Origin of the sequence: Komagataeibacter xylinus, assembly GCF_031081985.1 — a bacterium.
GTDB classification, from domain to species: Bacteria; Pseudomonadota; Alphaproteobacteria; order Acetobacterales; family Acetobacteraceae; genus Komagataeibacter; species Komagataeibacter xylinus_E.
This window is the reverse complement of record NZ_JARWSK010000004.1, coordinates 245,143-269,783: the sequence shown is the minus strand read 5'-3', so window position 1 is coordinate 269,783 and position 24,641 is coordinate 245,143. Positions and strand designations below refer to the sequence as shown.

The following is a 24,641-nucleotide window of genomic DNA, read 5'->3' as shown; positions in this document are numbered from 1 at the left end:
CGCCCGGTTACCTCAGAGCGTGAAAGCCTGATTGCGCACCATGCGGGCATACAGGCCATCATGTTCCATCAGCGCATCATGCGTGCCGCATTCCACCGCCTGCCCCTGCGCGATCACCACCACCAGATCCGCCGAGCGCACGGTGGAGAGCCTGTGCGCCACCACAATGGTCGTGCGCCCGTGGCGCAGATGCGTCAGGGCCTGCTGCACGATGGCCTCGCTCTCGCTATCAAGCGCGCTTGTCGCCTCATCAAGCAAAAGCACGCGCGGGTTGCGCAGCAGGGCGCGGGCCAGCGCCACGCGCTGCCGCTGCCCGCCTGAGAGGCGCTGCCCGCCGGGGCCGACCACCGTGCCGTACCCCTGTGGCAGCGCCGTGATGAACGCATCGGCCGCGGCGGCGCGGGCGGCTTCATGCACCTGTGCATCAGTGGCCTTGGGGTTGCCCATGCGGATGTTGTCGATGACCGGCAGGTCGAACAGGAGCGTGTCCTGGCTGACATAGGCAATGGCATCGCGCAGGTCGGACAGGATCAGGCGGCGCAGGTCCACGCCATCGAGCGTGATGCGCCCGCCGGTCACATCATGCAGGCGCGGAATGAGCGAAAGTGCGGTGGACTTGCCTGCCCCCGATGGGCCGACAAGGGCCACGGTCAGGCCCGGCGCGGCCACAAAATCCAGCCCGCTCAGCCCCATGCGCCCATCGGGGTAGCGAAAGGCCACCTGCTCGAAGCACAGGTTGCCCCCGCCTGCGGGCAGGCTGATGGCATCTGGCGCCTGGGCCACGGCCACGGGCTCGTCAATCACGTCAAATACGCGCTGCAGGCCACCAAGCCCTTCCTGCAGGGCGATGTTGAGCGTGCCGAGCGCGCGCAGCGGGCGGGCGGCCAGCAGCAGGGCGGCCACAAAGCCGGAAAAATCGCCCAGCGTGGCCCCGCCCTGCGTGGCCCGCCAGCCCGCAAAGCCCAGCACGGCCGCCACGGCAATGCCGCCAAGCACCTCAAGCATCGGGTCCACGCGCGCGCGCCCGCGCGCAATGCGCAGCAGGCGGTCATGCAGGATGTCGAGCACGCGGGCGGCGCGGCCTTCCTCCTCGGCTTCAAGGCGATAGACGCGGATGGTACGCGACTGGCCAAAACTTTCGGCCAGCATCGCGCTGGTCTCGCCAATCTGTTCATGCACGCCGCCGGATTCCCGCCGCAGCCGCTTGCCCAGGCGGCGCACCGGCAGGGCGGCGATGGGGTAGAGCACGGCGGCGATCAGGCTGAGTTCCCAGTCCATGTACAGCATGGAGGCGATCAGCCCCACCACGGTCACCGCATCGCCCAGCGCATTGGTGGCACGGATCATGGCCTCGCGAATCGAGACGGCATCGGTGGTGAAGCGGGCCGCGATCTGGGCCGGGGCCTCGGTTTCAATGCGCGAGATATCGGCATTGACCAGGTGGTGGAACATGCGCCCCTGCAGGCCCCGGATCACCACCAGCACCAGCGACTGCACCGCAATCGACTGCCCGTACTGCGAGATGGCCTTGGCCACCGTAATCACCACTACCAGAATGGGCACCTGGTACAGGATGCGGGGGTCATGATCGGCAAACATGTCGAGCGCGCGCTGGATCACCAGCGGGTAGAGCGCGCTGAATATGGCCATGAGCGCCGTCAGCACCATAACCGCCATGATACGCAGCTTGTGGCGGGCCAGTTCATCGCGCCACAGCCGCCGCATGAGGCGGCGTGACGACACCGGTGCATCAGGCGCCGCCGCACGATCTGGCGCGGTCATTTTTATTGCGTTCATCAATCGGCCTATAGCCGCAAGCCAGCGCAAAACAAAGCGCCGCGACATGCGGTTACAAATTATGTGGCGCGCGCAACGCCTTCAGCCAGCACGGCGCGCAGGCGCGTGATGCAGGCGGCATGGTCCGGCGCGCAGCCCTTTTCCAGCCACCACTGCCGCACCTGCCCCAGCACCTGCCCCACTGCCGCACCGGGCGGGCAGCCAGCGTTCAGGGCATCGCCGCCATTGAGCGGGAAAACCGGCGGCGGCGTGTGCGCAAGCTGGTCGCGCAGGCCCTCCCACCCGGCATCGGGGCGCCCCAGCACGTCAGCCTGCCGCAACCATGCGCGCCAGATCAGGTCGCATGGCGCATAGTCGGCCAGCAGGCGCAGGATGGCAGCGCCATCAAGGCCGGGGCACGGCACCGGCTCGCCGCGCGTACGCGCCAGCGCGCCACCCTCCGCGCGTGACAGTTTCAGCCGCCGCGCCACCGCACGCTCGTCGCCCGCCACCAGCGCGGCCAGAAGCAGCACCGGCTCATCCGGCGCCCCACAGGCCAGCAGGCGCTCGAGGCGGGGGATGCTGCTGCCTTCGGGCAGGACACGGGCCAGCACGCCGCACTCATGCATCTGCCATAGCGTGCGCGTGACCTCGGGGCCGGTCAGGATACGCCGCAGCTCCGACCAGACCCGCTCGACCGAGAGGCGGTCGATCAGGGCGGCGAGATCGGTTATGGCGTTGATCGCCTGTGGGTCCGGCCTGCTGCCGCCATACCGGGCCTGAAAGCGGAAGAAGCGCAGGATCCGCAGGGCATCCTCGGTAATGCGCAGGCGGGCATCGCCCACAAAACGCACCCTTCCTGCCGCCAGGTCAGCCTGCCCGCCAAAATAATCATGCACCACGCCCGCGCTATCGCATGACATGGCGTTGATGGTGAAGTCGCGCCTTGCCGCATCCTCGCGCCAGTCCTGTGTCCAGGCCACGGTGGCGTGGCGGCCATCGGTGTCCTCATCGCGCCGCAGGGTCGTGATCTCGAAGGGGCGGCGGTCAATGACGGCGGTGACCGTACCATGCGCAAGCCCCGTGGGCACCACCTTCATGCCCGCGGCCTTCAGCTTCGCCATCACCACATCAGGGGCCTCGGCGCAGGCCAGGTCGATATCGGCGACCGCCTGCCCGCGCAGCAGGTCGCGCACGGCGCCGCCCACCAGCCTTGCATCGGGGAGGATGGTCCAGATCCGGCCAAGCTGTTCCAGCACGCCGGGCATGCCGTGGGCCAGCGTGGCAAGTGGGCTGGTCACGAGGCCGCCTCCATGGCGGAAAGCGGGAAGAACACATGCTGGCTCCACACGCCAAGGCAGGGCACGCCCTGGCAGTGCCCCTCCACCGCAAGGGCGGCGAGTTCGTAATAGACCGGGCGGGCGATGCGGGCCTCGATGGGCAGCGCGCCATCACCGTCGCGCACATGCAGGTAGGGCACCGGGCCGGTGCCGCAGCCTTCGCACGGCACGTTCCAGTCACATCGAATCGGGTGGTCAGGCCCTGCGCAGATCACCTGGTCGACATTGGTACGAAACGAGAGCACCTGCCCCCGCCCGCAGCCATGCCATTCAAGGTGATTGGCCACGAAGGGGGCATCCTCCACCTCGATCGTGCCCTGCTCCACCGGGGTCTGGAGCCTGAAGCCGCCCTGCGCGTCGCGCCGCAGGGTGGAGGCGAACAGGCAGACCATCGGCTTGCGGCGGATGGGGGAGCCACGGTACAGCCACGTTCCGTCGCGCCTGATCACGAACGGCAGCGCGCCGCATGTTCCCGCCTGCCCCGGCGCGCGGGCGGGCGGGTTCTGTCCTGTCTCGAAATCGTCCATCAATTGCGTTAACCCGACACTATGGAAGCTGCTGGACTTGATATAGGGATCAACACCGGCTTGATGAAACCCCCGGACCTGTCAGACTGTTGGAATGATGACCATGGATGATACCTCCCCCCTCCATGCGGCGCCGCAGGCGGGCATGACATCCCCCCCCACCCTGACCGGCGAGCAGATCGCGGCCCGGGCCGAGAGCATGGGCGCGCGCCTGCGGGCCGCGCGGGCGGAAATCGGCCGCGTCATACTCGGGCAGGACCGGGTGATCGACCTGGTGCTGACCACCATCGTGGCGGGCGGGCACGCGCTTTTAGTCGGCGCGCCGGGTCTGGGCAAGACGCTGCTGGTTACAACGCTGGGTCACGTGATGGGCATGGACGCACGCCGTGTGCAGTTCACGCCCGACCTCATGCCAGCCGATATCCTGGGCAGCGAAATCCTTGATGAGGACGAGGCCGGTCGCCGCAGCTTCCGCTTCGTGGCGGGGCCGGTGTTCTGCCAGCTGCTCATGGCGGACGAGATCAACCGCGCAAGCCCGCGCACGCAGTCGGCCCTTCTGCAGGCCATGCAGGAGCGCGAGGTGGCCATTGCGGGCACCAACCACCCGCTGCCCCGCCCCTTTCATGTGCTGGCAACCCAGAACCCCATCGAGCAGGAAGGCACCTACCCCCTGCCCGAGGCACAGCTTGACCGCTTCCTGATGCAGGTCACGCTCGACTTCCCCACGGCCGAGGCCGAGCGCGCCATGCTGCTGGCCACCACCGGCACCACCACCGCCACCGCCAGCCCCGTGCTCACGGCAGCCGACGTGATCGAGGCGCAGGCGCTCGTGCGCGCCCTGCCGGTGGGCGAGCAGGTGGTTGATGCGATCGTGCGCCTCGTGCGCGCGGCCCGCCCCGAGACCAGCGATGACCCCGCCATCCGCGAGGCCGTGGCATGGGGCCCTGGCCCCCGCGCAGCACAGGCGCTGATGCTGGCCACCCGTGCCCGCGCCCTGCTTGATGGCAGGCTCTCCCCCACCATCGAGGACGTGGTGGCGCTGGCCCAGCCCATTCTGGCCCACCGCATGGCGCTGTCCTTTACCGCGCGGGCGGAAAACCTGCGCCTGTCCACGCTGATCGATACGCTGGCCGGACGGATCGGCTGACATTGGCCGTCCTTCCCTCCTTCCTGTCGCGGCTGATCCCCAATGCCGCCTCCGGCGCGTCACGTCCCGCGCCGGAGGCGGCGGGGGCCGGGTTCCTGCCGCGCAACGCCATTACCGCCACCGCGCTGGCCGATGACCTGGCCAGCAGGCTGCCCGCCCTGCTCATTGCCGCCGGGCGCCTTGCCCGCGCCACAGGCCAGGGCCGCCATGCACGCCGCAGGGCAGGCCAGGGCGACGAGTTCTGGCAATACCGCCCCGCAACGCAGGGCGAGGCGGCCAGCGCGATTGACTGGCGGCAGTCGGCGCGGGGCGACCGGGCTTTCGTGCGCGAGCGCGAAGCCCAGACTCCCCACACCATCTGCATCTGGTGCGATAATAGCGCCTCCATGCGCTGGCATTCCGCCCCCGGCCTGCCGCCCAAAGCCGAGCGGGCCTTTTTGCTGGCTCTGGCCAGTGCCGCCATGCTGCTCGGGCAGGGCGAGCAGATCCGCCTGCTTGGCACCAACCCCACAATACCGCCGCTGCGCCTGCACGGCCATCGCGCGCTTGAGCAGATGGCCCATGCGCTGCTCGCCGCCCTGCGCCATGCGCCCGATGCGCCGGACCTGCCGCTACCCGCCGCCATCCCCGCCCGCAGCCGCGTGCTGCTGTTTGGCGACGGGCTGTACCCATCCGGACAGCTTGAAACCTTCCTGCGCCAGCTTGCCACATGCCAGGCCACCGCCACGCTGGTGGAAACCATAGACCCGGCGGAGACCACCCTGCCCTATACCGGCCCCACCCGTTTCACCGCCGTGGAGGAGGACGCAGGCCGCCTGCTTTATGGCAGCCCTGCGCTGCAACAGGATTATGCCGTGATCTGGCAGCGCCACCAGGCGCGGCTTCGCGCGCTGTGCATGGCGGCGGGCAGCCCGCCCGTCGTGCATATGACCGACCAGCCGCCGCTTGACGCCCTGATGGCATTGCACACCCTGCTCGGGGCGGGAGGGCGGCCATGATCCTGCTGGCGCCCTGGATGCTGCTCGGCCTGCTGGCCCTGCCCGCCGTGTGGTGGCTGCTGCATGCCCGCCCGCCCGCGCCGCGCACGCAGTCCTTCCCGCCCATGCGGCTGCTTGCAACGCTTGCGGCCCCACCGCCTGATGCAACCTCCGCCCCGCTGTGGCGCGTCTTGCTGCGCTGCCTGGCCGTGCTGGGGCTGGTGCTTGGACTGGCGCAGCCGGTCTTTCCACGCGGGCAGGGCGGCCTGCCCGATGCCGACTGCCTGATCGTGCTCGATAACGGCTGGGCCGCGGCGGGCACATGGTCGCAGCGCGTCCACGCGCTTGATAACCTGCTCGACCATCTTGCCCGCACGGGCCACACCGCGCGCCTGCTGCTCACCGCCCACAACGACGCGCTCGACCCGATCACGGTCCAGCCCGCCCTGCAGGCTGACCTGCTGCGCAGCCAGCTCGACCCGATGCTGCCGCGCGCCTGGCCCACCGACCGCCTTGCAGCCACCCATGCGCTCACAACCCTTGCGGACCAGGGCTGGCGTGGGCCGGTCATCTACATTGCCGACGGGCTGGCCACGCAGGGCGACACGGGTTTTGCCGCAGCGCTTGCCGCCATTGGCCCCGTGCATGACATGCAGGTGCCGCAATCCGACATCATGCTGCTCGCCCCGCCTGCCAGCGGGCAGGGCAGCCTGGCCACGCGGCTGCGCACGGTGCCACGCGACCATCCACGCAGCGGCCAGCTCCGCCTTGAAACCGCAACCGGGGGCACGCTCGGCCTGCTGCCGGTCAACCTGCCAGCAGGCGCCGACCATGCCGATCTCGCCCCCGACCTGCCCGCCGAACTGCGCAACAAGGTCGATCACCTCGCCCTTGAGGGCATGGCCGGACCTGCGGGCATCCGCCTGCTTGACGAGCGCGAGCGCCAACGCCCGGTGGGGCTGATCGCAACCGGCAGTTCCGACACGCCGCTGATGGGCAGCCTGTTCTACCTGCGCCGCGCGCTGCAACCCGCCGCCGAACTGCGCGAGGGCGACCTCGATACGCTGCTCGCCCGCCCGCTTTCGGTCATCATCGCGCCCGATGGCACATTGGGCAGCCCCGAAAGCCGCAACAAAGTCGCGGCATGGGTGCGCGCGGGCGGCACGCTGATCCGCTTTGCCGGCCCGCTGCTCATTCAGGGCGCAGACACCACGGATGGCGGTGGCGATACGCCAGCCCCGCAGGCCGACCCGCTCCTGCCCGTGCCGCTCATGGCGGGCGCGCGCGAACTGGGGGGAGCAATGTCATGGAGCAAGCCCGAACATCTGGCCCCCTTCCCCGCCACGTCGCCCTTCCATGATCTTGACATCCCGGCCGATGTCACGGTGTCGCGGCAGGTGCTGGCCCAGCCTTCCACCGATCTGGACAGCCATAGCTGGGCGCGGCTCGATGATGGTACGCCGCTGGTCACCCACGCCGCACTTGGCGCGGGGCAGGTGGTGCTGTTCCATGTCACCAGCACGGCGGAATGGTCGAACCTGCCGCTTTCGGGACTGTTCGTGGGCATGCTCCAGCACCTGATCGATCAGGCCTCGGGCATCGAAACACCTGCGGGCGCCACCCTGCTGGCCCCCTACATGGCGCTTGATGGCGATGGCACTCTGGTCTCGCCGCCTGCGGGCGCGCAGGCGCTGCGGGCCGATGCGTTTGGCCACACCGCCCCCAGCCCGGAACACCCGCCGGGCCTTTACGGCCCGCGCAACAGCCGCCGCGCGCTCAATGTAGGCGATGACCCGGCAGCCCTCGCGGCCCAGCCCCCCATCGGCACCGTGTCCGACCTGCGCGGGCAGGTGGCCGACCTGTCCATCGGGCCGGTGCTGCTTGTGCTGGCCACCATGCTGCTCCTGGCCGACGGGCTGGTCAGCATCGTGCAGCGCGGGCGGCAATGGCGTGGGCTTGCGGCCCTGGCCCTGTGCTGCGCCGTGGGCATGGCGGGCGCCCACGCGCAGGCGGCAGACATACCGCCCGACGTGCCGCGTGCCGCCCTTGAAACCCGGCTGGCCTATATCGTGACCGATCACCCCGAGATCGATGACGTGTCGAAAGAGGGGCTTCAGGGCCTGTCGGACTACGTCAATGCCCGCACCTCCGCCATGCTGGGCCACCCCGATGGCGTGACGCCGGAGCGTGATGACCTGTCCTATTACCCGCTCATCTACTGGCCGGTCACACCCGATGCCGCCACCAGCCCGGCCCGCACGGCAGCGCTGAACACCTATATGCGCCACGGCGGCATCCTGCTGATCGACACGCAGGGTCAGGACCCCGCCACCGCGCCCGAAAACGCCAGCAGCTATACCGGCTCGGCACCGGGCACGGCCGCAGCGCTGAAGCGCATGACGGCGGGGCTGGACATTCCGCCGCTCGCCCGGCTCGACAGCCATCATGTGCTCTCGCACACCTTCTACCTGCTGCATGATTTTCCCGGCCGGTACGATGGCATGCCCGTATGGGTGGCGCAGGAGGGTGACAGCACCAATGACGGGGTGAGCCCGGTCATCATCGGCAGTAATGACTGGGCGCATGCCTGGGCGGTGGATGCAACGGGCAACACGCCCTACGCTCCCGTGCCCGACGGGGCGGAACAGCGCGTCACAGCCTACCGTTTTGGCGTGAATGCCGTGATCTATGCCCTGACCGGCAACTACAAGGCGGACCAGGTGCATGTGCCTGCGCTGCTCAAACGGCTTGGGGAGTAAGCGGCATGCCTGACCTGTCGCGCCACATGATGGCGCTCAGCCCGCTTGTGCCGCCATGGTGCATCAACCTGCTGCTGGCGGCCTGCGCAGCCCTTGCCCTGTGGGGCCTTGCCCGCCGGGTGCGCGGCAGCGTGTGGCGGCTGCTGGCCGGGCTGGGTGTTGCCCTGTGGCTGTACAACCCCCAGCGCATTACCGAGACATGGCACCCCCTGCCTGAAACGGCACTTGTGGTGGTGGACCAGTCGGCCTCGATGAACGAGCGTAACCGGGGCGAGATGGCGCGCAATGCGGCAGCGAGCGTGCAGGCCGCCATGAACCGCGTGCCCGGCCTCGTGCCACGCATCGTGACCGTGCGCGCGGCACAGCATGGCGGCACGCGGCTGTTTGCGGCATTGCAGCAGGCGGCGGCTGACATTCCCCCTTCCCGCCTGGCGGGTGCGGTGCTGATTACCGATGGCGAGGACCATGACGTGCCCGCCATCGTGCCCGACACGCTCAACCCCGATGATGGCCACGGCCACCGCACGCGCCTGCCGCTGCACGTGCTGCTGACCGGCAGGGGCGAGGAAACCGACCGCCACCTGCGCGTGCTCCAGGCCCCGCCCTTCGCCATCGTGGGCAAGGACGTGACCATCCGCGTGCAGATCGACGATCAGGGCGCGCCCGCCCGGCCCGGCGCCACCACGCAACTCACGCTCACGCAGGGCGATGGCGCGACCTTTACCCGCCCCGTGAAGATTGGGGAGCCGCAGGACATTACCCTGCCCGTCACCCATCCGGGCGAGATGCTCATTGGCCTGTCAGCGCCCGAACTGCCCGGCGAGGTCTCGACGCGCAACAACCATGATGTCATCCGCATCAACGGCGTGCGCGACCGGCTGCGCGTGCTGCTGGTGTCCGGCACGCCCAACCAGGGCGAGCGCGTGTGGCGGCGGCTGCTCAAGGCTGATCCTTCGGTTGACCTCGTGCACTTCACCATCCTGCGGCCACCCGACCGTGATGACGGCACGCCGCTTTCCGACCTGGCGCTGATCGCCTTCCCCGTCAATGAGCTGTTCCAGCAGAAGGTGGGGCAGTTCGACCTCATCATTCTCGACGGGTTTGAAAACCGTGGCATCCTGCCCGAAGCCTATCTGCGCAACATCGTCAATCACATCCGTGAAGGCGGCGGGCTGCTGCTGATTGGCGGGCCGGAATTCCTCACCCCCGGTTCGCTGCAGGATACGCCGCTTGCCGATATCCTGCCCGCGCATGTGACCACGGCCGATGGCATGGCCATCCAGCGCTTCAAACCCGACCTGACCGAGACCGGCATGCGCCATCCGGTCACCTCCGGCCTGCCTGGCGCGCCCGAGCATGCAGGGAGCAAGCCGGGCTGGGGGCCGTGGTATCGCAGCCTGCGCAGCGATTCCGCCCGGGGCGAGGTGCTGATGACCGGCCCCGACCACCAGCCCCTGCTGGTGCTCGACCATGCGGATAAGGGGCGCGTGGCCTTCCTGATGTCCGATCAGGCCTGGCTGTGGTCGCATGGCGAGGGCGGCGGCGGCCCGCAATCCGAACTGCTGCGCCGCATCTCGCACTGGCTGATGAAGGAGCCGGAACTGGAGGAAAACCAGCTTGAGGCCAACATCGCGGCAGGGCAGATGACCATCACCCGCCGCTCGGTCACCGCCGGGCCTGCGCCGGTGGTGCGTGTCACGGCGCCCGATGGCACCAGCCAGCAGGTCACACTCGACCCTGCGGGCAATACCGGCCTCGCCCGCGCCCGCCTGGCCGCCACACAGGACGGCATATGGACTGTGCGTGATGATGCCGGGCATGAAGCCTTCGCCGCCCCGCGCGCGGAAGACCCCCTGGAGTTTGCCGACCTGCGGGCCACGGCTTCCGTGCTTGGCCCCATGGCGGCCGCGACCGGCGGCGGCGTGCACTGGCTTGGCGCAGATGCGCAGGCCCCATCCCTGCCCGAGATGACGATGGCGGACGGGAGCCACGCTTCATCGGCCAGCCGCTTCGCCTTCCCCGCCCGCAATGCCCACAGCGTGTCGGGGCAGCAGGCCAGTGCCGTGCTCCCGGCCTGGGCCATGGGGCTGTTCGTGCTGCTGATGGTGTTCATGGCATGGTGGCGGGAAAGTCGGCCCTGAAATCATGCAAACAGTTGATAAAAAATAATAAAAGTTTTGGGATGCCGCCTTTTTTCAAAAAGGCGGCGTTCGGAAACAAGGGCGGCCCCAAAACGTCTTTATGCGTGCACGATGCTGAACAGGCGCGCTTTTCAGGCAGCCGTGGCGGGAAAGTGGATTAATCGTCGCATCAACCATCATTTTGCGGTAATCAGCAGAACCGGCAGGCGGCGTAGGGCTGTTGCGCGGCTGGCTGAACGCTCACTCTCGGGACAGGACATGATTTCCAGATCCGGTATATATCTTCTTGTCGCCGCCCTGTTCGCGGGCCTTCCTGCCGTGTGCATGCCGCTGCATGTGGCCCATGCGCAGGATGCCGAAGACGCTGAAGCCGAATCAGAGGCCGCCGATGCCGCCAAGAAGGCCGAGGCCCGCCGCGCGGCCAAGGCTGCGGCCCCTCCGGCCGCACTGCCGGGCGCTGAATCCCGCGAGGAAGAGCACGGCCACGCCAATTCCGACATGAACCCGACCAATGCGCTGTTCGATGCCATCAACCGTGGCAGTCTTGGCGCGGCGAAGGAAGCGCTGAACCGCGGCGCGGACATGACGGCCCAGAACCAGCTTGGCCAGACGCCGCTTGACATGGCGATCGACCTGAACCGCAACGACATCACCTTCCTGCTGCTGTCGATGCGCACCTTCTCGGATGCGGACCCGCATTTCGCCTCCAACAACCTCGAAAGTGGCGAGGACGACACCCCGCCGCTCACCATGCCCAGGCATGCCTCGACCACAGCCTCGCCCGACCGGCGCTATGACGCATCAGGCGGCCATGCCGATCCGTCGATCGGGTTCCTCGGCTTTGGCGGCAGCTAGGCTGGTTACGGCGGCGTTCTCCGAAGCTTTTTGAAAAAAGCTTCAGCAAAAACTTCCTTAAACAAAAACGCCACCAGAACCTGCCTTGTTCAGGATACACCGTTCAGGCTGGCCTCAAGGGTCGTGATCTCGTGCCAGATCTCATCGGCCGTGCGTTGCGGCGTGCGGCGGGTGTTGGTCAGCACGACGAATTCCAGCGTCATGGGGCGGGCGGAATAGCGCTGGCGGCTGACACGGTAGCGCTTGTAGGGGCGGGTAAAGACCTGCACCGCGCCCCGCTCGCAATTAACCTGCAGCATGTCTTTGAGCGCAATGAAGCCATCGGTGCTGTAGCTCGTGGCGATCCAGCGCGTATCAAGCACCGACAGGAGCTGCCGGTAGGCCGCAAGCGCCTGCCTGCGGTGGTTGTAGGGGCTGCGCCGCTCGGTGCGCCAGTCCTGGCGTATGGCCGCCTTGTCGCGCCCGGTAATCTTGGGGGCAAGGGGCGGGCTGTCCCACAGGGCGATGGTGTTGAGCACGTGGTAATTGGCGCCGTAGGGATGCTGGTTGTAGGGCGGATCGATATAGGCGATGGCGGCCTCGCCCACCTCTCCCGCAAGATTGGCGGCCAGGGCATGGGCATCCATGCGCAGCACCCTGTGCTCATGCCCGTTATCAATAAACCGCGCCGGGCGTAGCGCAAGATCGGCGGCAATGCGGTACAGCGCCGTGCCCGTGCGCCCGCCCCAGCCGTGGTGAAACCCCTTGAACAGCCCGCTGGTATTGCTGTTGTAGCTGGCGCTGTACAGCAACGGGGCCAGCAGGCAGGCTTTCTGCCCTTCATCAAGCAGGCCGTCATGCTCCCACCGCGCAATCTGCGTGCGGATGGCGTCGATGCGCATACCGTTCTTGCGCATGTAGAACATCCGGTCGCGCGCGGTGTCATAATGCACGTCATCATCGGGGCAGAGATGGCGGGTGATCCAGCCCTCAAGCGGCGGCAGGGCGTTGAGTTCCGCCATGACCTGCCCATAATCGCGCCCGCCATAAAAGACCGGCGCGCGCGACTGGGCCACATGGCAGCGGTTGATCTGCTCGCTATAGGGCTCCCAGTCATTGCACAGCACGCGAAAGCCAAGCCGCTTGGCCAGCCTTGAAACCACGCCGGTGCCGGCAAACAGGTCAATGAAATCGGTGTGCTGCGGCGCCTCGCCCGTAGCCGCGATGGCCTGCGCGATCAGGCCAAGCAGCTTGCGCTTGTTGCCGATATAGGGAATGAGCTGGCTGAACAGGTATTCCCCGGTCAGCAGCGCCGCATGGCGGGCCGGGCTCCATTGGATGCCGGGCAGGCCATGCGGCCCGTCAGGATCGGGGTGCCGGTTCATGCCACCCTGCCTTGCCCCGCCATCAGGATGCGACGGCTGCCTGCTCCGCCCGGATCTCGCTGCGCAGCGTATCGAGTTGCACCAGTTCGCCTTCGTGCTCGAAATACCAGAACGTCCAGCCATTGCACGAGGGCGCGTTGGTCAGCGTCGCCCCCATCTTGTGAATGGACCCCCGGTGCCGACCGCTGACCAGCGTGCCATCGGGCGAGACGGTGGCGCGCACGCGCTTCTGCCGGTCCATGAGCACGGTGCCCGCAGGCACCATGCCACGCTCGACCAGCACGCCAAAGGGCACGCGCGGACTTTCACGCCGGGCGGGGGTGGTCAGCACGCTGTCGAGCGGCACGGGTTTTTCGCGCCGGGCGCGGCCAATCGCAGCCTCGGCATAATCGGGGTGGCGCTCGATGCCAATAAAGCGGCGGCGCAGCCTGCGCGCCATGGCCGTGGTGGTGCCGGTGCCGGTAAAGGGGTCGAGCACCACGTCATCCACATTGGTCGAGGCCACGAGCACGCGGTGCAGCAGGCTTTCGGGCTTCTGGGTGGGGTGCAGCTTCAGGCCATGTTCGTTGCGCAGCCGCTCGCCGCCGGTGCACAGCGGCAGGTACCAGTCCGAGCGCATCTGCACATCGTCATTGAGCGCCTTCATGGCCTGGTAGTTGAAGCGGTAGCGACTGTCCGGCCCGCGCGCCGCCCAGATCAGCGTTTCATGCGCGTTGGTGAAGCGCCGCCCGCGGAAGTTGGGCATGGGGTTGGACTTGCGCCAGATCACATCGTTCAGGATCCAGAATCCGAGATCCTGCAAAATCGCGCCGATGCGGAAGATGTTGTGATACGAGCCGATGACCCAGATCGTGCCATCCTTGCGCATTACGCGCCGCGCCTCGGTCAGCCAGGCGCGGGTGAATTCGTCATAGGCCCGCAGGTCGGCGAATTTGTCCCAGTCGTCATCCACGCCATCAACCACGCTGTCATCGGGGCGGCGCAGTTCGCCCTTGAGCTGGAGGTTGTATGGCGGATCGGCAAACACGCAGTCGATCGACCCCGCGGGCAGGGTCTGCATCATTTCCACGCAGTCGCCGCGCAGTACCTGGTCAAGGGGCAATTCCATCATTACCGCACCGCTCATGAATTGTTCAGCATGATGGCTGCTCCGCGCTTGAATGTGAGGAAGAAAGGCCGGAAGCCTGCAGGATGCGGCGCACCGTGCCGAAGGCCGCCCGGTGGTGGGGGGTTGCGCCGTGGGCCATCAGCCCCGCGCGGTGGACGGGGGTGCCATAACCGGCATTGCGCTCCCAGCCATAGGCGGGCCAGCGCCGGGCCAGCCGCTCCATAGCCCGGTCGCGCACGACCTTGGCCACGACCGAGGCTGCGGCAATGGACAGGCTGATCGCATCGCCACCCACGACGCATTGCGCCGGGCACCCGAAATCGGGCGCGGCGTTGCCATCAACCAGGACCAGTTCGGGCCATTGCGGCAGGCGGCCGACAGCACGCTGCATGGCGATCCATGAGGCGCGCAGGATGTTGTGCTGTTCGATTTCGGCCACGGAGGCCGCCCCCACCCCGATCAGGACATCGGGGGTGTCATGCAGCGTATCGTAAAGCTGCTGCCGGACCCTGGGCCTGAGCTTTTTTGAGTCATCAAGCGAGTCAGCCAGGGTGCCCGGCACGCCCGAGAGGAACATGACCGCCGCCGCCACGACCGGACCGGCCAGCGGGCCGCGACCGACTTCATCGACACCGGCGACCCGTCCCCCATGGGCATGCTCAAGCGTGTAATCCGGCATCCGGTCCTTCCCGTCATGGTGCGAATCGGGGGTTCAGGCCCGATTCGCACCAGATTCATATTCTGGAAGGATGGAAACCATTTTTATGCACGGTTGTGCAAGATGCTGTGGACTCATCGAGTCCCTTAAAATGAAAAAAAACGACTCGACCTGTGATCAGCCCTTGCGGCGGGGAATGAAAATCAGCCCCATGATGGTGCCGAGCACCGCCGCGATACCGAGGGAAAACAGCGGGCGTTCGCGCACGAAGGTCACGGCGCGCTCGATCTTGCCTTCGCCTTCATCATAAAGGTCAGCAAATTCCTGCCGCGCCATGCCCGAAAGCTGGTCAACCTTACCTTCGGCCTGCATGCCCACATTGCCCGTCAGGCCACCGGCGGCGTCCTTCAGGCGGCCTACGCCTTCATCCACCATGCCCTCGGCCTTGGTCTCGATGTTTTTTGCCTTGTCTTCCGACATCATTCACACTCCGTAATATCGCTGTTTTGTAGCGTGGACCCATAACGCCACGATGGCGCTTGCAGTTCCGTACTCCATACTATCATGCATGATGATGCCGCCCTTGACGACAACCCAGACCGAACGGCCCACGCCCTGCACCGACATGCCCCCCCTTTCGCCCCGGCGCAAAAGGCTCATGGCGCTGATCGTGTCGAGCCTGATGATGATGGAACAGATCGATGGCACGGCGCTGACCACGGCGCTGCCCGCCATGGCAACCGACTTCCATGTCGATATTCCCCAGACCAGCATCACGCTTACGGTCTACATGCTGGGGCTTGCGGCCCTGATCCCGGCCTCGGGCCGCATTGCCGAGCGGTTTGGCAACCGGGTCACGCTGCGCTGGGCCATTCTCGTGTTCCTTGCCGGCTCGCTGCTTGGCGGGCTTGCGCCCAACCTGCCCGTGCTGGCGCTGGCACGGCTGGTGCAGGGGCTGGGCGGGGCGATGATGGTGCCGGTGGGCCGACTCGTGATCCTGCAGAACGTGCCCAAGTCGGAGCTGATGTCGGTCATGGGGTGGGTCATGCTCACCGCCACCATCGGCCCCATGGCAGGCCCGGTGCTTGGCGGCGTGCTGACTTCGCTGCTGTCATGGCGGTGGATCTTCTACATCAACATCCCGCTCGGGCTGCTGGCCATCGGGCTGATCGGGCGGTTCATTCCGCAGGTGCGCATGCGCCATCCCCCGCCATTCGACCTCAAGGGCAACGTATGGTGCGCGCTGGCGCTGGCGGGGCTGATCTTCGGGCTGGAACTGCTGACCCATTCCGGCACGACCCGCATCGTGGCCTGCGCCCTGCTTGCCGTGGTGCCGGTGTGCAGCGTGGCCTATATCCGCCATGCCAGCAGGCTTGCCCATCCGCTGCTTGACCTGTCGCTGCTGCGGGTGAGCACCTTCCGCATCTCGGTCATTGCAGGCGCATGCACGCGCATCGCCACCGGGGGCATCATCTTTCTCCTGCCCTCCCTGCTCCAGACCCGCTTTGGCGCGAGTGCGGCGCAGAGCGGCCTGATCACCTTCATCGCCCCGCTCGGTGCGGTGGTCATGCGCTTTGGCGCGCCCGCGCTGTACCGCGCCCGGGGCTACCGCAGCGTCATGTGCGCGAGCAGCATGACCCTGCCTCTGGTGTGCCTGCTGCTGGCGCTGTATGACCCCGGCATGGGCATGCCCGCGCTGCTCGCACTGCTGGCCATGCATGGCATGGGGCAGACCACGGTCTATACCGGCTACAACACCATCGCCTATGCCGACATGCCGCCTGCGCGCATGGGGGCGGCCACGAGCCTGTATTCAACCGCCCAGCAGGTCATGCTCACGCTGGGCATTTGCTTTGCGGCAGGCGTGCTGACCTCCGCGCGGCTGGTGCTGCCGTCATCGCTCCAGATGCACGACTACCGCCTGACCTTTATCCTGTGCGGCCTTGTCGCCACGATGGCGCTGCCGGTGCTGCTGCGGCTTTCGCCCAATGCGGGGGCTGCGGTGAGTGGTCATGACCACACCGCCACACAAAAGGACCGGTTGTGAAACGTCTGGCGTTTTGGCCCTTCCACCCGCCGCACAGGATGTTACATTCCCTAACTTATTCCATTCACGCGCCATGTTAATACTGGGGTATTCCCCGGTTCAACCTTACGCTTTTTTCATAACGGCCCGGTTATTCACACCGACCCCCATTCGACAGCAAGCAGGCAGAAACCCGACCGCATGGATACAACGCCCCCCCCGCCCCGCGCCAGCGCCACACCCACGCCCCCGACCGACCGACCGCGCCGTGGGCGGCGCGTGCTCTACCTGGCGGGCGGGGCGCTGGCGGTCGTGCTTGCGGTCGCTTTCCTGCGCCCCCATGCCGGCACCAACAAGAAGCACGCCGCAAGCGGCGACCAGCCCGTGGCGGTCACCGCCGTAAGCCGGGGCGACATGCCCGTGGTGCTGACGGAGCTGGGCACGGTGGTGCCCATCACCAACGTCACGGTGCAGTCGCGCATTGATGGCTACCTGATGCAGGTGCTCTTTACCGAAGGGCAGCATGTGCACAAGGGCGACCTGCTGGCCCTGATCGATACCCGCCCCTATGAGGTGCTGCTCGCGCAGTACGAAGGCCAGCTCGCGCAGGACGTGGCCCAGCTCAGGGCCGCCCAGGTGGATAACGCCCGCTACCAGCGCCTGATCCAGCAGAACAGCGTTGCCGCCATGACGGCCAAGGACCAGCAGTACAAGGTCGAGCAGCTCGAGGGCACGGTCAAGGCCGACCAGGCGCTTGTCGATAACGAGAAGCTCCAGATCACGTACTGCCATATCATAGCCCCCGTTGACGGGCGCGTGGGCATCCGTGAAGTGGACATGGGCAACTACATCACCGCAGGGCAGACCAATGGCCTCGTGATCCTGACGCAGATGCAGCCGATCTCGGTCATCTTCACCCTGCCCGAAAACGATATCGGCCCCGTGGCCACCCGCCTGCGCGAAGGCACGCCGCTCGAGGTCGATGCATGGGACAGCGCCAACCTCAACAAGATCGCCACCGGCCAGGCCAGCGTGCTCGACAGCCAGATCGATACCTCGACCGGCACGGTGCGCATGCGCGCGATCTTCCCCAATTCGCAGGAAGAACTCTTCCCCAACCAGTTCGTCAACGCCCGCATGCTTGTCAGCACCGACCATGACGCCCTGCTCGTGCCCACCAATGCCCTGCAAAATGGCCCCAACGGCCAGTTCGTTTACGTCGTCAAGGCGGACAGCACGGTGGAAGTGCGCAACGTCAAGACCGGCCATGCCAACAACACCATGACCGTGGTGAGCGACGGCGTGAAGGAAGGCGAGCGCGTGGTGACCGATGGCGTGGACCACCTGCGTGATGGCGTAAAGGTCAGCATTCCCCAGCCTGCCGACAGCACCCCTGCCCCGCAGAAGGGCAAGCAATAGGGTGCGCGCCCGCCTGCCCGCCTCCCTGCCTGACCTGCCCTGCGCGTTGCCGGAGATTGCTGCGTGAATCCTTCCCGCCTTTTCATACACCGTCCGGTCGCGACCACGCTGCTCATGCTGGCCATCCTGCTGGCGGGGCTGCTGGGCTATCACTTCCTGCCCGTATCGGCCCTGCCGGAGGTGGAATACCCCACCATCACGGTGCAGACCTTCTACCCCGGCGCCAGCCCCGATGTGATGGCTACCTCCGTCACCGCCCCGCTTGAAACGCAACTGGGCGAAATGTCGGGGCTGGAGCAGATGACATCGCGCTCCTCGGGCGGCTCATCGGTCATTACGCTGCGCTTTGGCCTGACCATGACCATGGACATTGCCGAGCAGGAAGTGCAGGCCGCGATCAACCAGGCCAATTCCCTGCTGCCGACCGACCTGCCCGCGCCCCCGGTCTATGCCAAGGTCAACCCCGCCGACACGCCGGTCGTGACCCTTGGCATCTCGTCAAAGACCATGCCGCTGACGGAGGTGGAGGATTACGTCGATACCCGCCTGGCCGAGAAGATCAGCCAGATCTCGGGCGTGGGGCTGGTCACGCTTTCGGGCGGCAACCGCAAGGCGCTGCGGGTGCGCGTCAACATCCCCAAGCTGACCTCGTTCGGCATAGACCTTGATACGCTGCGCACCACCATCGGTAACGTCAACATCAACTCCCCCACCGGCACGTTCGATGGCCCCAAGCGCGCGACCACGCTGCGCATTGATGGCCAGATCACCGGGGTGCAGCAGCTTCTTGACCAGGTCATCGCCTACCAGAACAACGGCCCCGTGCGCATCCGCGACGTGGCCAGCGTGGTGATCGGGCCGGAGAACACCGAGCTGGCCGCCTGGGCCAACCGCACGCCAGCCCTGGTCATGAACGTGCAGCGCCAGCCGGGTGCGAACGTGATCTCGGTGGTGGACAACATCAAATACGCCCTGCCCCGCCTGCAGGAGGCCCTGCCGCCGGGCATCACCATCACCCCGCTGACCGACCGGACCACCACCATCCGCGCCTCGGTGGAGGATGTGGAGTTTGAACTGGGCCTGGCGCTGGTGCTGGTCGTGTGCGTGATCTTCGTGTTCCTGCGCAACGTGCCAGCCACGCTGATCCCCAGCCTGTCGGTGCCGCTGTCGCTGGTGGGCACGCTGGCGGTGATGTACCTGTTCGGCTTCTCGCTCGACAACCTCTCGCTCATGTCGCTCACCATCGCCACGGGTTTCGTGGTGGATGACGCCATCGTCATGATCGAGAACATCGCCCGCTACATCGAGATGGGCGATACCCGCATGCAGGCGGCGCTGAAGGGCGCGGGCGAAATCGGGTTCACCATCATCTCGCTCACCGTATCGCTGATCGCGGTGCTGATCCCGCTGCTGTTCATGGGTGACGTGGTAGGCCGCCTGTTCCATGAATTCGCCATGACGCTGGCGGTCACCATCATCCTCTCCGCCGTGGTCTCGCTCACGCTGGTGCCCATGATGTGCGCCCGCCTTTTGCATGAGCACGACACCAAGCATGCCGAACCGGCCTGGTCGGCCGCCATCGAGCGCTGGACGGTCGCCACGATCGAGGGCTATGGCCGCGCGCTCGATGTAGTGCTGCGCCACCGCAGGCTGACGCTGGGCGTGTTTGGCGCGACACTGATGCTGACCGGCGTGCTGGCGGTGATCATTCCCAAGGGTTTCTTCCCCGTGCAGGATACGGGCGTGATCCAAGGCATATCGGTCATGGCGCAGTCCACCTCGTTCAGCGCCATGAAGCGCCACCAGCAGGAACTTGCCGAGCGCATCCTGCAAGATGAGGACGTGGCCAGCCTGTCCTCCTTCGTGGGGGTGGACGGGCAGAACGTCACCCTCAACCAGGGGCGCTTCCTCATCAACCTCAAGCCGGTGGACAAGCGCTCATCCACCGCGCAGCAGGTGGCGACCCGGCTGCGGGCCGAGACCGCCGACATACCGGGGGCTGAACTGTACGTGCAGCCGGTGCAGGATCTCTCGCTTGATACCTCGGTCGCCGCCACGCAGTACCAGTTCCTGCTCGAAAACCCCGACTACAGCCAGTTCACCACCTGGGTGCCGAAATTCATCGCCCGCCTGCAGCAGGAAAAAGCGCTGTCCGACGTGACATCGGACCTGCAGGCGGCGGGACTCGTGGCGCATGTCGATCTCGACCGCACCACCGGCGCGCGCTACTCGATCACGCCGCAGACCATCGACAACGTGCTGTATGACAGTTTTGGCCAGCGCCAGATCTCGACCATCTTCACCCAGTCCAACCAGTACCGCGTGATCCTTGAGGCCACGCCCAGCTTCCAGCAGGACATGGGCTCGCTGAGCCAGATCTACCTGCCGGGCATCAGCGGCAATGCGGGCGAGAGCACGTCCGGCCCCACCCGCTCGCCCACCTCGGGGCTGGTGCCGCTTTCCTCCGTCACCACGGTTACGCAGGATACAGCGCCGCTGCTGATCACGCATGTGGGGCAGTTCCCGGCCACCACCGTCTCGTTCAACGTCAGGCCCGGCTATGCGCTGGGGGATGCTACGGATGCGATCGAGCGGGCGGCGAAGGACATCCACCTGCCCTCAAGCTTCCAGACATCGTTCCAGGGCACGGCGGCGGCCTTCCGCAGTTCGCTGTCAAACGAGGCGTGGCTGGTGCTGGCAGCGCTGGTTGCGGTTTATATCGTGCTGGGCATCCTGTACGAGAGCTTTGTCCATCCCATCACCATTCTCTCCACCCTGCCCTCGGCTGGCATTGGGGCGTTACTGGCGCTGTGGCTGACGGGATCGGGGCTGGACGTGATGGGCATCATCGGGCTGGTGCTGCTGATCGGCATCGTCAAGAAAAACGCCATCATGATGATCGACTTCGCGCTTGAGGCCGAGCGGGTGGAGGGCATGACGCCGCTGCACTCCATCCGCCACGCCGCCCTGCTGCGCTTCCGCCCCATCCTCATGACCACGCTGGCAGCCATGCTGGGCGCCGTGCCGATGATGCTGGGCACCGGCACCGGCTCGGAACTGCGCCGCCCGCTGGGCATCGCCATCGTGGGCGGGCTTGCGGTGAGCCAGTTGCTCACGCTGTTCACCACCCCGGTCATCTACCTGCTCATGGACGGGATCAGCCAGAAACTGGCCCGCCGCTTTGGTGGAACGGATCAGGCCAGACCTGATGGCGGCCAGCCCGGCCCGCAGGCTTCTGCATGAACCCGCTTGCCATCTTCGTACGCAGGCCGGTCGCTACCGTATTGCTGACGGTAGCGCTGATCCTCGGCGGCGTTATCGGCTATACCACCCTGCCGGTGGCCGACATGCCCAATGTGGATTTTCCGGTCATACAGGTGCAGGCGCAGCAGGCCGGCGGCTCGCCGGAGGAAATTGCAAGCTCGGTGGCCGCCCCGCTCGAGCGGCACCTTGGCGCCATTGCCGACCTGACGGAAATGACCTCGCAGTCATCGGCCAACCAGGCGCGGATCACGCTGCAGTTCTCGCTTGACCGCGACATCAACGGTGCCGCCCGCGACGTGGAGGCCGCCCTTCAGGCCGCCCATGCCGACCTGCCTTCCTCGCTGCGGCAGAACCCGAGCTACTTCAAGGCCAACCCCAACGGCGCGCCGGTCATGATCCTGGCGCTGACCTCGCGCACGCGCACACCGCCGCAGCTTTACGACCTCGCCTCGAACGTGCTCCAGCAGCACCTCTCGCAGATTCAGGGCGTGGGCCAGGTCGAGATCGGTGGCAGTTCGCTGCCCGCCGTGCGGGTGGAGATGAACCCGCTGGCGCTGTACAAATTCGGCATCGGGTTTGAAGATATCCGCGCGGCCCTCGCCTCGGCCAACGCACACACGCCCAAGGGTTTCATCGACCAGGGCGACAGCCGCTTCGTGCTGTCCACCAATGACCAGGCGCATAACGCCCAGGCCTATCGCGACCTGATCGTGGCCTACCATGACAGCCGCCCCGTGCGGCTGGAAGACGTGGCCTACGTGCATGACAGCGTGGAGGACGTGCGCAACGCGGGCTATGTGGATGGCAAGTCCGGCGTGCTGGCCATCATCTTCGCGCAGGCCGGGGCCAACATCATCAACACCAACGACCAGATCCGCGCGCAGATCCCCATGCTGCGGGCCGCATTGCCTGCCGATGTGGACCTTGGCAACTTCATGGACCGCTCCACCACCATCCGCGCGGCCCTGGCCGATACGCAGTTCACGCTGGTGCTGTCGGTCGTGCTGGTGGTGCTTGTGGTGCTTTTGTTCCTGCGCTCGCCGCGCATCACCATCATCCCCGCCATTGTCGTGCCCACCTCCATCATCACCACCTTCGGCGCGATGAAGCTGATGGGCTATTCAATCGACAACCTCTCGCTCATGGCGCTGACCATTTCCACCGGCTTCGTGGTGGATGACGCCATCGTGGTGGTGGAGAACATCAGCCGCCACATGGAGGCGGGCATGGACCGGCTGCAGGCCACCCTGCTCGGCACGCGCGAGGTGGCGTTCACGGTGCTGTCGATCACAATGTCGCTGATTGCGGTGTTCCTGCCCATCCTGCTGCTCAGCGGGGTGGCGGGGCGCCTGTTCCATGAATTCGCCATGACGATGTCGCTCACCATCGTCATCTCCATGGTGCTGTCGCTCTCGCTCACCCCCATGATGACCTCGCGCCTGCTCAGGCAGTATGAAAAACCCACCTCGGGCAGTGGTGTATTCGGGCGCGTTGGCCTGTGGCTGGAAAGCGGGCTGAATGCCGCCCAGCAGGGCTATGCGCACTCGCTGGAATGGGCGATCACGCACCGGCGCATCACCATCCTGTCGCTGCCCGTCACCATTGCCATCATGGTTGGCCTGTTCATCAAGATGCCCAAGAGCCTGTTCCCTGAATCGGATACCGGCATGCTGATGGGCCACCTGATGGGCGACCAGTCGATTTCGTTCCAGGCCATGCAGTCGCAGGTCCATACCGTGCAGTCCGCCATCATGGCGGATCGGGACGTGGCGCATGTCATGGGCTTCATGGGCGGGCGCGGCAGTTCCAACCAGGCCAACATGTTCGTAACCCTCAAGGACAAGTCGGAGCGAAACGACACCCCCGCCCAGACCATTGCCCGCATCTCGCGCCGGCTGCGCAACATGGTGGGGGCGACATTCTATGCCTCGGCGCCGGGCCAGTTGCGCATTGGCGGGCGGCAGAGCAATGCGGCCTACCAGTATTCACTGCATTCCGATTCCTCGAAGGATCTGTACAAATGGACGCCGCTGCTGGTCTCGGCACTGCAGAAGCATCATGAACTGTCCGATATTTCATCGGATGTGCTGCAGGGCGGCTCGGCGCTTGACGTGCAGATCGACCGCGATACCGCAAGCCGCCTCAACATCACGCCGCAGCTTGTATCGAACACGCTGTATGATGCGTATGGCCAGCGTTCGGCCTCGGTCATCTATAACGCGCTCAACCAGTACCGCGTGGTGATGGAGGTCGAGCCCCGCTTCTGGGCGGACCCGACCACGCTCAAGCAGGTCTGGGTCAGTGTTGCGGGCGGCACGGCGGGGGGCGGCACGCAGTCCAACACAATCCGCGTCAAGACCGATACGGGCACCACCGCCTCGCAGCTCAGTGCCGAATCCTTCCGCAACCAGGTGGCCAACAAGCTTGCGGGCGGCAACAGCGCCTCGACCGGTTCAGCGGTGTCCACCAGTTCGGAATCCATGGTGCCGCTCACGCTGGTCTCCACCCTCAAGCCCACCAAGACCGCGCTCAGCATCAATCATGACGGGCAGACGGTCTCGAGCACGGTCTCGTTCAACCTGAGCAATGGCGTCTCGCTCAGCCAGGCGGTGCAGATCATCAACGAGGAGATGGTGCGCCTGCACATGCCCGACAACATACAGGGCGCGTTCGCGGGCAATGCCGCGCAGTTCCAGAAATCGGTCAATAACGAGCCGCTGCTCATCCTTGCCGCCCTGGCCGCGGTGTACATGGTGCTGGGCATCCTGTATGAAAGCTACGTGCACCCGCTGACCATTCTCTCCACCCTGCCCTCCGCCGGGGTGGGTGCGCTGCTGGCGCTGCAGTTCTTTGGGGAGGCGTTCTCGCTTATTGCCATGATCGGGGTGATCCTGCTGATCGGCATCGTGAAGAAAAACGCCATCATGCTGGTCGATTTCGCCATTACCGCCGAGCGCGATGAGGGGCATACCGCGCTCGAGGCCATCCGCACCGCCTGCCTGCTGCGCTTCCGCCCGATCATGATGACCACGTTCGCCGCAGCCCTGGGCGCGCTGCCGCTCATCTTCGGCCATGGCTATGGCTCGGAGCTGCGCCGCCCGCTGGGCATCGCCATCGTGGGGGGGCTGCTCGTCAGCCAGGCGCTCACGCTTTATACCACGCCGGTTGTCTATCTCTATCTCGACCATATGGGGGTAGCCTGCCGCGACCTTTTCAACCGGCTGTATGGACGGCTGTCCCGACGCCATCGTCTTTCCCACCAGCAGGATTCCTGAACCGG

At 66.4% G+C, this 24,641-nt stretch carries 17 protein-coding genes; 10 read left to right on the top strand and 7 right to left on the bottom strand.

Going from position 1 to position 24,641, the window contains the following annotated elements; translation table 11 throughout:
* Positions 1–12 precede the first annotated feature (12 nt).
* The 3 genes from QEG70_RS09430 to QEG70_RS09420 form a co-directional block, all read right to left on the bottom strand.
* Positions 13–1,782, bottom strand: a complete 1,770-nt coding sequence (locus QEG70_RS09430) for an ABC transporter ATP-binding protein (protein WP_308720420.1) — start codon at positions 1,780–1,782, stop codon at positions 13–15.
* 74 nt (positions 1,783–1,856) lie between these two features.
* Complete coding sequence (locus QEG70_RS09425; protein ID WP_308720586.1) at positions 1,857–3,044, bottom strand: CCA tRNA nucleotidyltransferase; 1,188 nt, start codon at positions 3,042–3,044, stop codon at positions 1,857–1,859.
* Between the two features lie 29 nt (positions 3,045–3,073).
* The gene (locus QEG70_RS09420; protein ID WP_308720419.1) at positions 3,074–3,643 is read right to left on the bottom strand and encodes a DUF1285 domain-containing protein; all 570 of its coding nucleotides are present in this window, start codon (positions 3,641–3,643) and stop codon (positions 3,074–3,076) included.
* 94 nt (positions 3,644–3,737) lie between these two features.
* Here QEG70_RS09420 and QEG70_RS09415 point away from each other — a divergent pair, with 94 nt between their 5' ends.
* The 6 genes from QEG70_RS09415 to QEG70_RS09390 all read left to right on the top strand — a co-directional run bounded on the left by QEG70_RS09415 (position 3,738) and on the right by QEG70_RS09390 (position 11,522).
* Complete coding sequence (locus QEG70_RS09415; RefSeq protein ID WP_374762580.1) at positions 3,738–4,790, top strand: AAA family ATPase; 1,053 nt, start codon at positions 3,738–3,740, stop codon at positions 4,788–4,790.
* A gap of 2 nt (positions 4,791–4,792) precedes the next feature.
* A complete protein-coding gene (locus QEG70_RS09410) occupies positions 4,793–5,788 on the top strand; it encodes a DUF58 domain-containing protein (RefSeq protein WP_308720418.1) in 996 nt (331 codons plus the stop codon).
* Positions 5,785–8,526, top strand: coding sequence for a DUF4159 domain-containing protein (locus QEG70_RS09405; protein WP_308720417.1), 2,742 nt, complete (start codon positions 5,785–5,787; stop codon positions 8,524–8,526). Before QEG70_RS09410 ends, QEG70_RS09405 begins: the two co-directional genes overlap by 4 nt.
* A 5-nt stretch (positions 8,527–8,531) precedes the next feature.
* Complete coding sequence (locus tag QEG70_RS09400; RefSeq protein ID WP_308720416.1) at positions 8,532–10,667, top strand: VWA domain-containing protein; 2,136 nt, start codon at positions 8,532–8,534, stop codon at positions 10,665–10,667.
* Positions 10,643–10,828: a hypothetical protein gene (locus QEG70_RS09395; RefSeq protein ID WP_308720415.1), complete on the top strand. Its 186-nt coding sequence runs from the start codon at positions 10,643–10,645 to the stop codon at positions 10,826–10,828. The genes QEG70_RS09400 and QEG70_RS09395 overlap by 25 nt, the downstream gene beginning before the upstream one ends.
* A gap of 97 nt (positions 10,829–10,925) precedes the next feature.
* Positions 10,926–11,522: an ankyrin repeat domain-containing protein gene (locus tag QEG70_RS09390; RefSeq protein WP_308720414.1), complete on the top strand. Its 597-nt coding sequence runs from the start codon at positions 10,926–10,928 to the stop codon at positions 11,520–11,522.
* An 89-nt stretch (positions 11,523–11,611) separates the two neighbouring features.
* Here the strand turns inward: QEG70_RS09390 and QEG70_RS09385 are convergent, their stop codons facing one another.
* The 4 genes from QEG70_RS09385 to QEG70_RS09370 form a co-directional block, all read right to left on the bottom strand.
* Complete coding sequence (locus QEG70_RS09385) at positions 11,612–12,886, bottom strand: DNA adenine methylase (protein WP_308720413.1); 1,275 nt, start codon at positions 12,884–12,886, stop codon at positions 11,612–11,614.
* 22 nt (positions 12,887–12,908) lie between these two features.
* Positions 12,909–14,012 (bottom strand): site-specific DNA-methyltransferase, encoded by a 1,104-nt coding sequence (locus QEG70_RS09380; RefSeq protein ID WP_308720412.1) that lies wholly within the window; start codon positions 14,010–14,012, stop codon positions 12,909–12,911.
* A gap of 7 nt (positions 14,013–14,019) precedes the next feature.
* Positions 14,020–14,673, bottom strand: a complete 654-nt coding sequence (locus tag QEG70_RS09375; protein ID WP_308720411.1) for a ribonuclease HII — start codon at positions 14,671–14,673, stop codon at positions 14,020–14,022.
* Positions 14,674–14,829: 156 nt separating this feature from the next.
* Positions 14,830–15,132, bottom strand: coding sequence for a CsbD family protein (locus QEG70_RS09370; protein WP_308720584.1), 303 nt, complete (start codon positions 15,130–15,132; stop codon positions 14,830–14,832).
* Between the two features lie 178 nt (positions 15,133–15,310).
* On the opposite strand from QEG70_RS09370, the gene QEG70_RS09365 reads away from it, so the two are divergent.
* The 4 genes from QEG70_RS09365 to QEG70_RS09350 all read left to right on the top strand — a co-directional run bounded on the left by QEG70_RS09365 (position 15,311) and on the right by QEG70_RS09350 (position 24,636).
* On the top strand, positions 15,311–16,699 hold the full coding sequence (locus QEG70_RS09365; protein WP_308720583.1) for an MFS transporter: 1,389 nt from the start codon (positions 15,311–15,313) through the stop codon (positions 16,697–16,699).
* Positions 16,700–16,879: 180 nt separating this feature from the next.
* Entirely contained in the window at positions 16,880–18,097 is a 1,218-nt protein-coding gene (locus QEG70_RS09360) for an efflux RND transporter periplasmic adaptor subunit (protein ID WP_308720410.1), read from the top strand.
* 63 nt (positions 18,098–18,160) lie between these two features.
* Entirely contained in the window at positions 18,161–21,340 is a 3,180-nt protein-coding gene (locus QEG70_RS09355; protein ID WP_308720409.1) for an efflux RND transporter permease subunit, read from the top strand.
* A complete protein-coding gene (locus tag QEG70_RS09350; RefSeq protein ID WP_308720408.1) occupies positions 21,337–24,636 on the top strand; it encodes an efflux RND transporter permease subunit in 3,300 nt (1,099 codons plus the stop codon). Before QEG70_RS09355 ends, QEG70_RS09350 begins: the two co-directional genes overlap by 4 nt.
* The last annotated feature ends 5 nt before the right edge of the window (positions 24,637–24,641 follow it).

Excerpts from the sequence above, each read along its gene's own strand:
- QEG70_RS09430 (WP_308720420.1), bottom strand. The coding sequence starts at position 1,782 with ATGACCGCGCCAGATCGTGCGGCGGCGCCTGATGCACCGGTGTCGTCA.
- QEG70_RS09425 (WP_308720586.1), bottom strand. The coding sequence starts at position 3,044 with ATGCCCGGCGTGCTGGAACAGCTTGGCCGGATCTGGACCATCCTCCCC.
- QEG70_RS09420 (WP_308720419.1), bottom strand. The coding sequence starts at position 3,643 with ATGGACGATTTCGAGACAGGACAGAACCCGCCCGCCCGCGCGCCGGGG.
- QEG70_RS09415 (WP_374762580.1), top strand. The coding sequence starts at position 3,738 with ATGATGACCATGGATGATACCTCCCCCCTCCATGCGGCGCCGCAGGCG.
- QEG70_RS09405 (WP_308720417.1), top strand. The coding sequence starts at position 5,785 with ATGATCCTGCTGGCGCCCTGGATGCTGCTCGGCCTGCTGGCCCTGCCC.
- QEG70_RS09400 (WP_308720416.1), top strand. The coding sequence starts at position 8,532 with ATGCCTGACCTGTCGCGCCACATGATGGCGCTCAGCCCGCTTGTGCCG.
- QEG70_RS09395 (WP_308720415.1), top strand. The coding sequence starts at position 10,643 with ATGGTGGCGGGAAAGTCGGCCCTGAAATCATGCAAACAGTTGATAAAA.
- QEG70_RS09390 (WP_308720414.1), top strand. The coding sequence starts at position 10,926 with ATGATTTCCAGATCCGGTATATATCTTCTTGTCGCCGCCCTGTTCGCG.
- QEG70_RS09385 (WP_308720413.1), bottom strand. The coding sequence starts at position 12,886 with ATGAACCGGCACCCCGATCCTGACGGGCCGCATGGCCTGCCCGGCATC.
- QEG70_RS09380 (WP_308720412.1), bottom strand. The coding sequence starts at position 14,012 with ATGAGCGGTGCGGTAATGATGGAATTGCCCCTTGACCAGGTACTGCGC.
- QEG70_RS09375 (WP_308720411.1), bottom strand. The coding sequence starts at position 14,673 with ATGCCGGATTACACGCTTGAGCATGCCCATGGGGGACGGGTCGCCGGT.
- QEG70_RS09370 (WP_308720584.1), bottom strand. The coding sequence starts at position 15,132 with ATGTCGGAAGACAAGGCAAAAAACATCGAGACCAAGGCCGAGGGCATG.
- QEG70_RS09365 (WP_308720583.1), top strand. The coding sequence starts at position 15,311 with ATGGCGCTGATCGTGTCGAGCCTGATGATGATGGAACAGATCGATGGC.
- QEG70_RS09360 (WP_308720410.1), top strand. The coding sequence starts at position 16,880 with ATGGATACAACGCCCCCCCCGCCCCGCGCCAGCGCCACACCCACGCCC.
- QEG70_RS09350 (WP_308720408.1), top strand. The coding sequence starts at position 21,337 with ATGAACCCGCTTGCCATCTTCGTACGCAGGCCGGTCGCTACCGTATTG.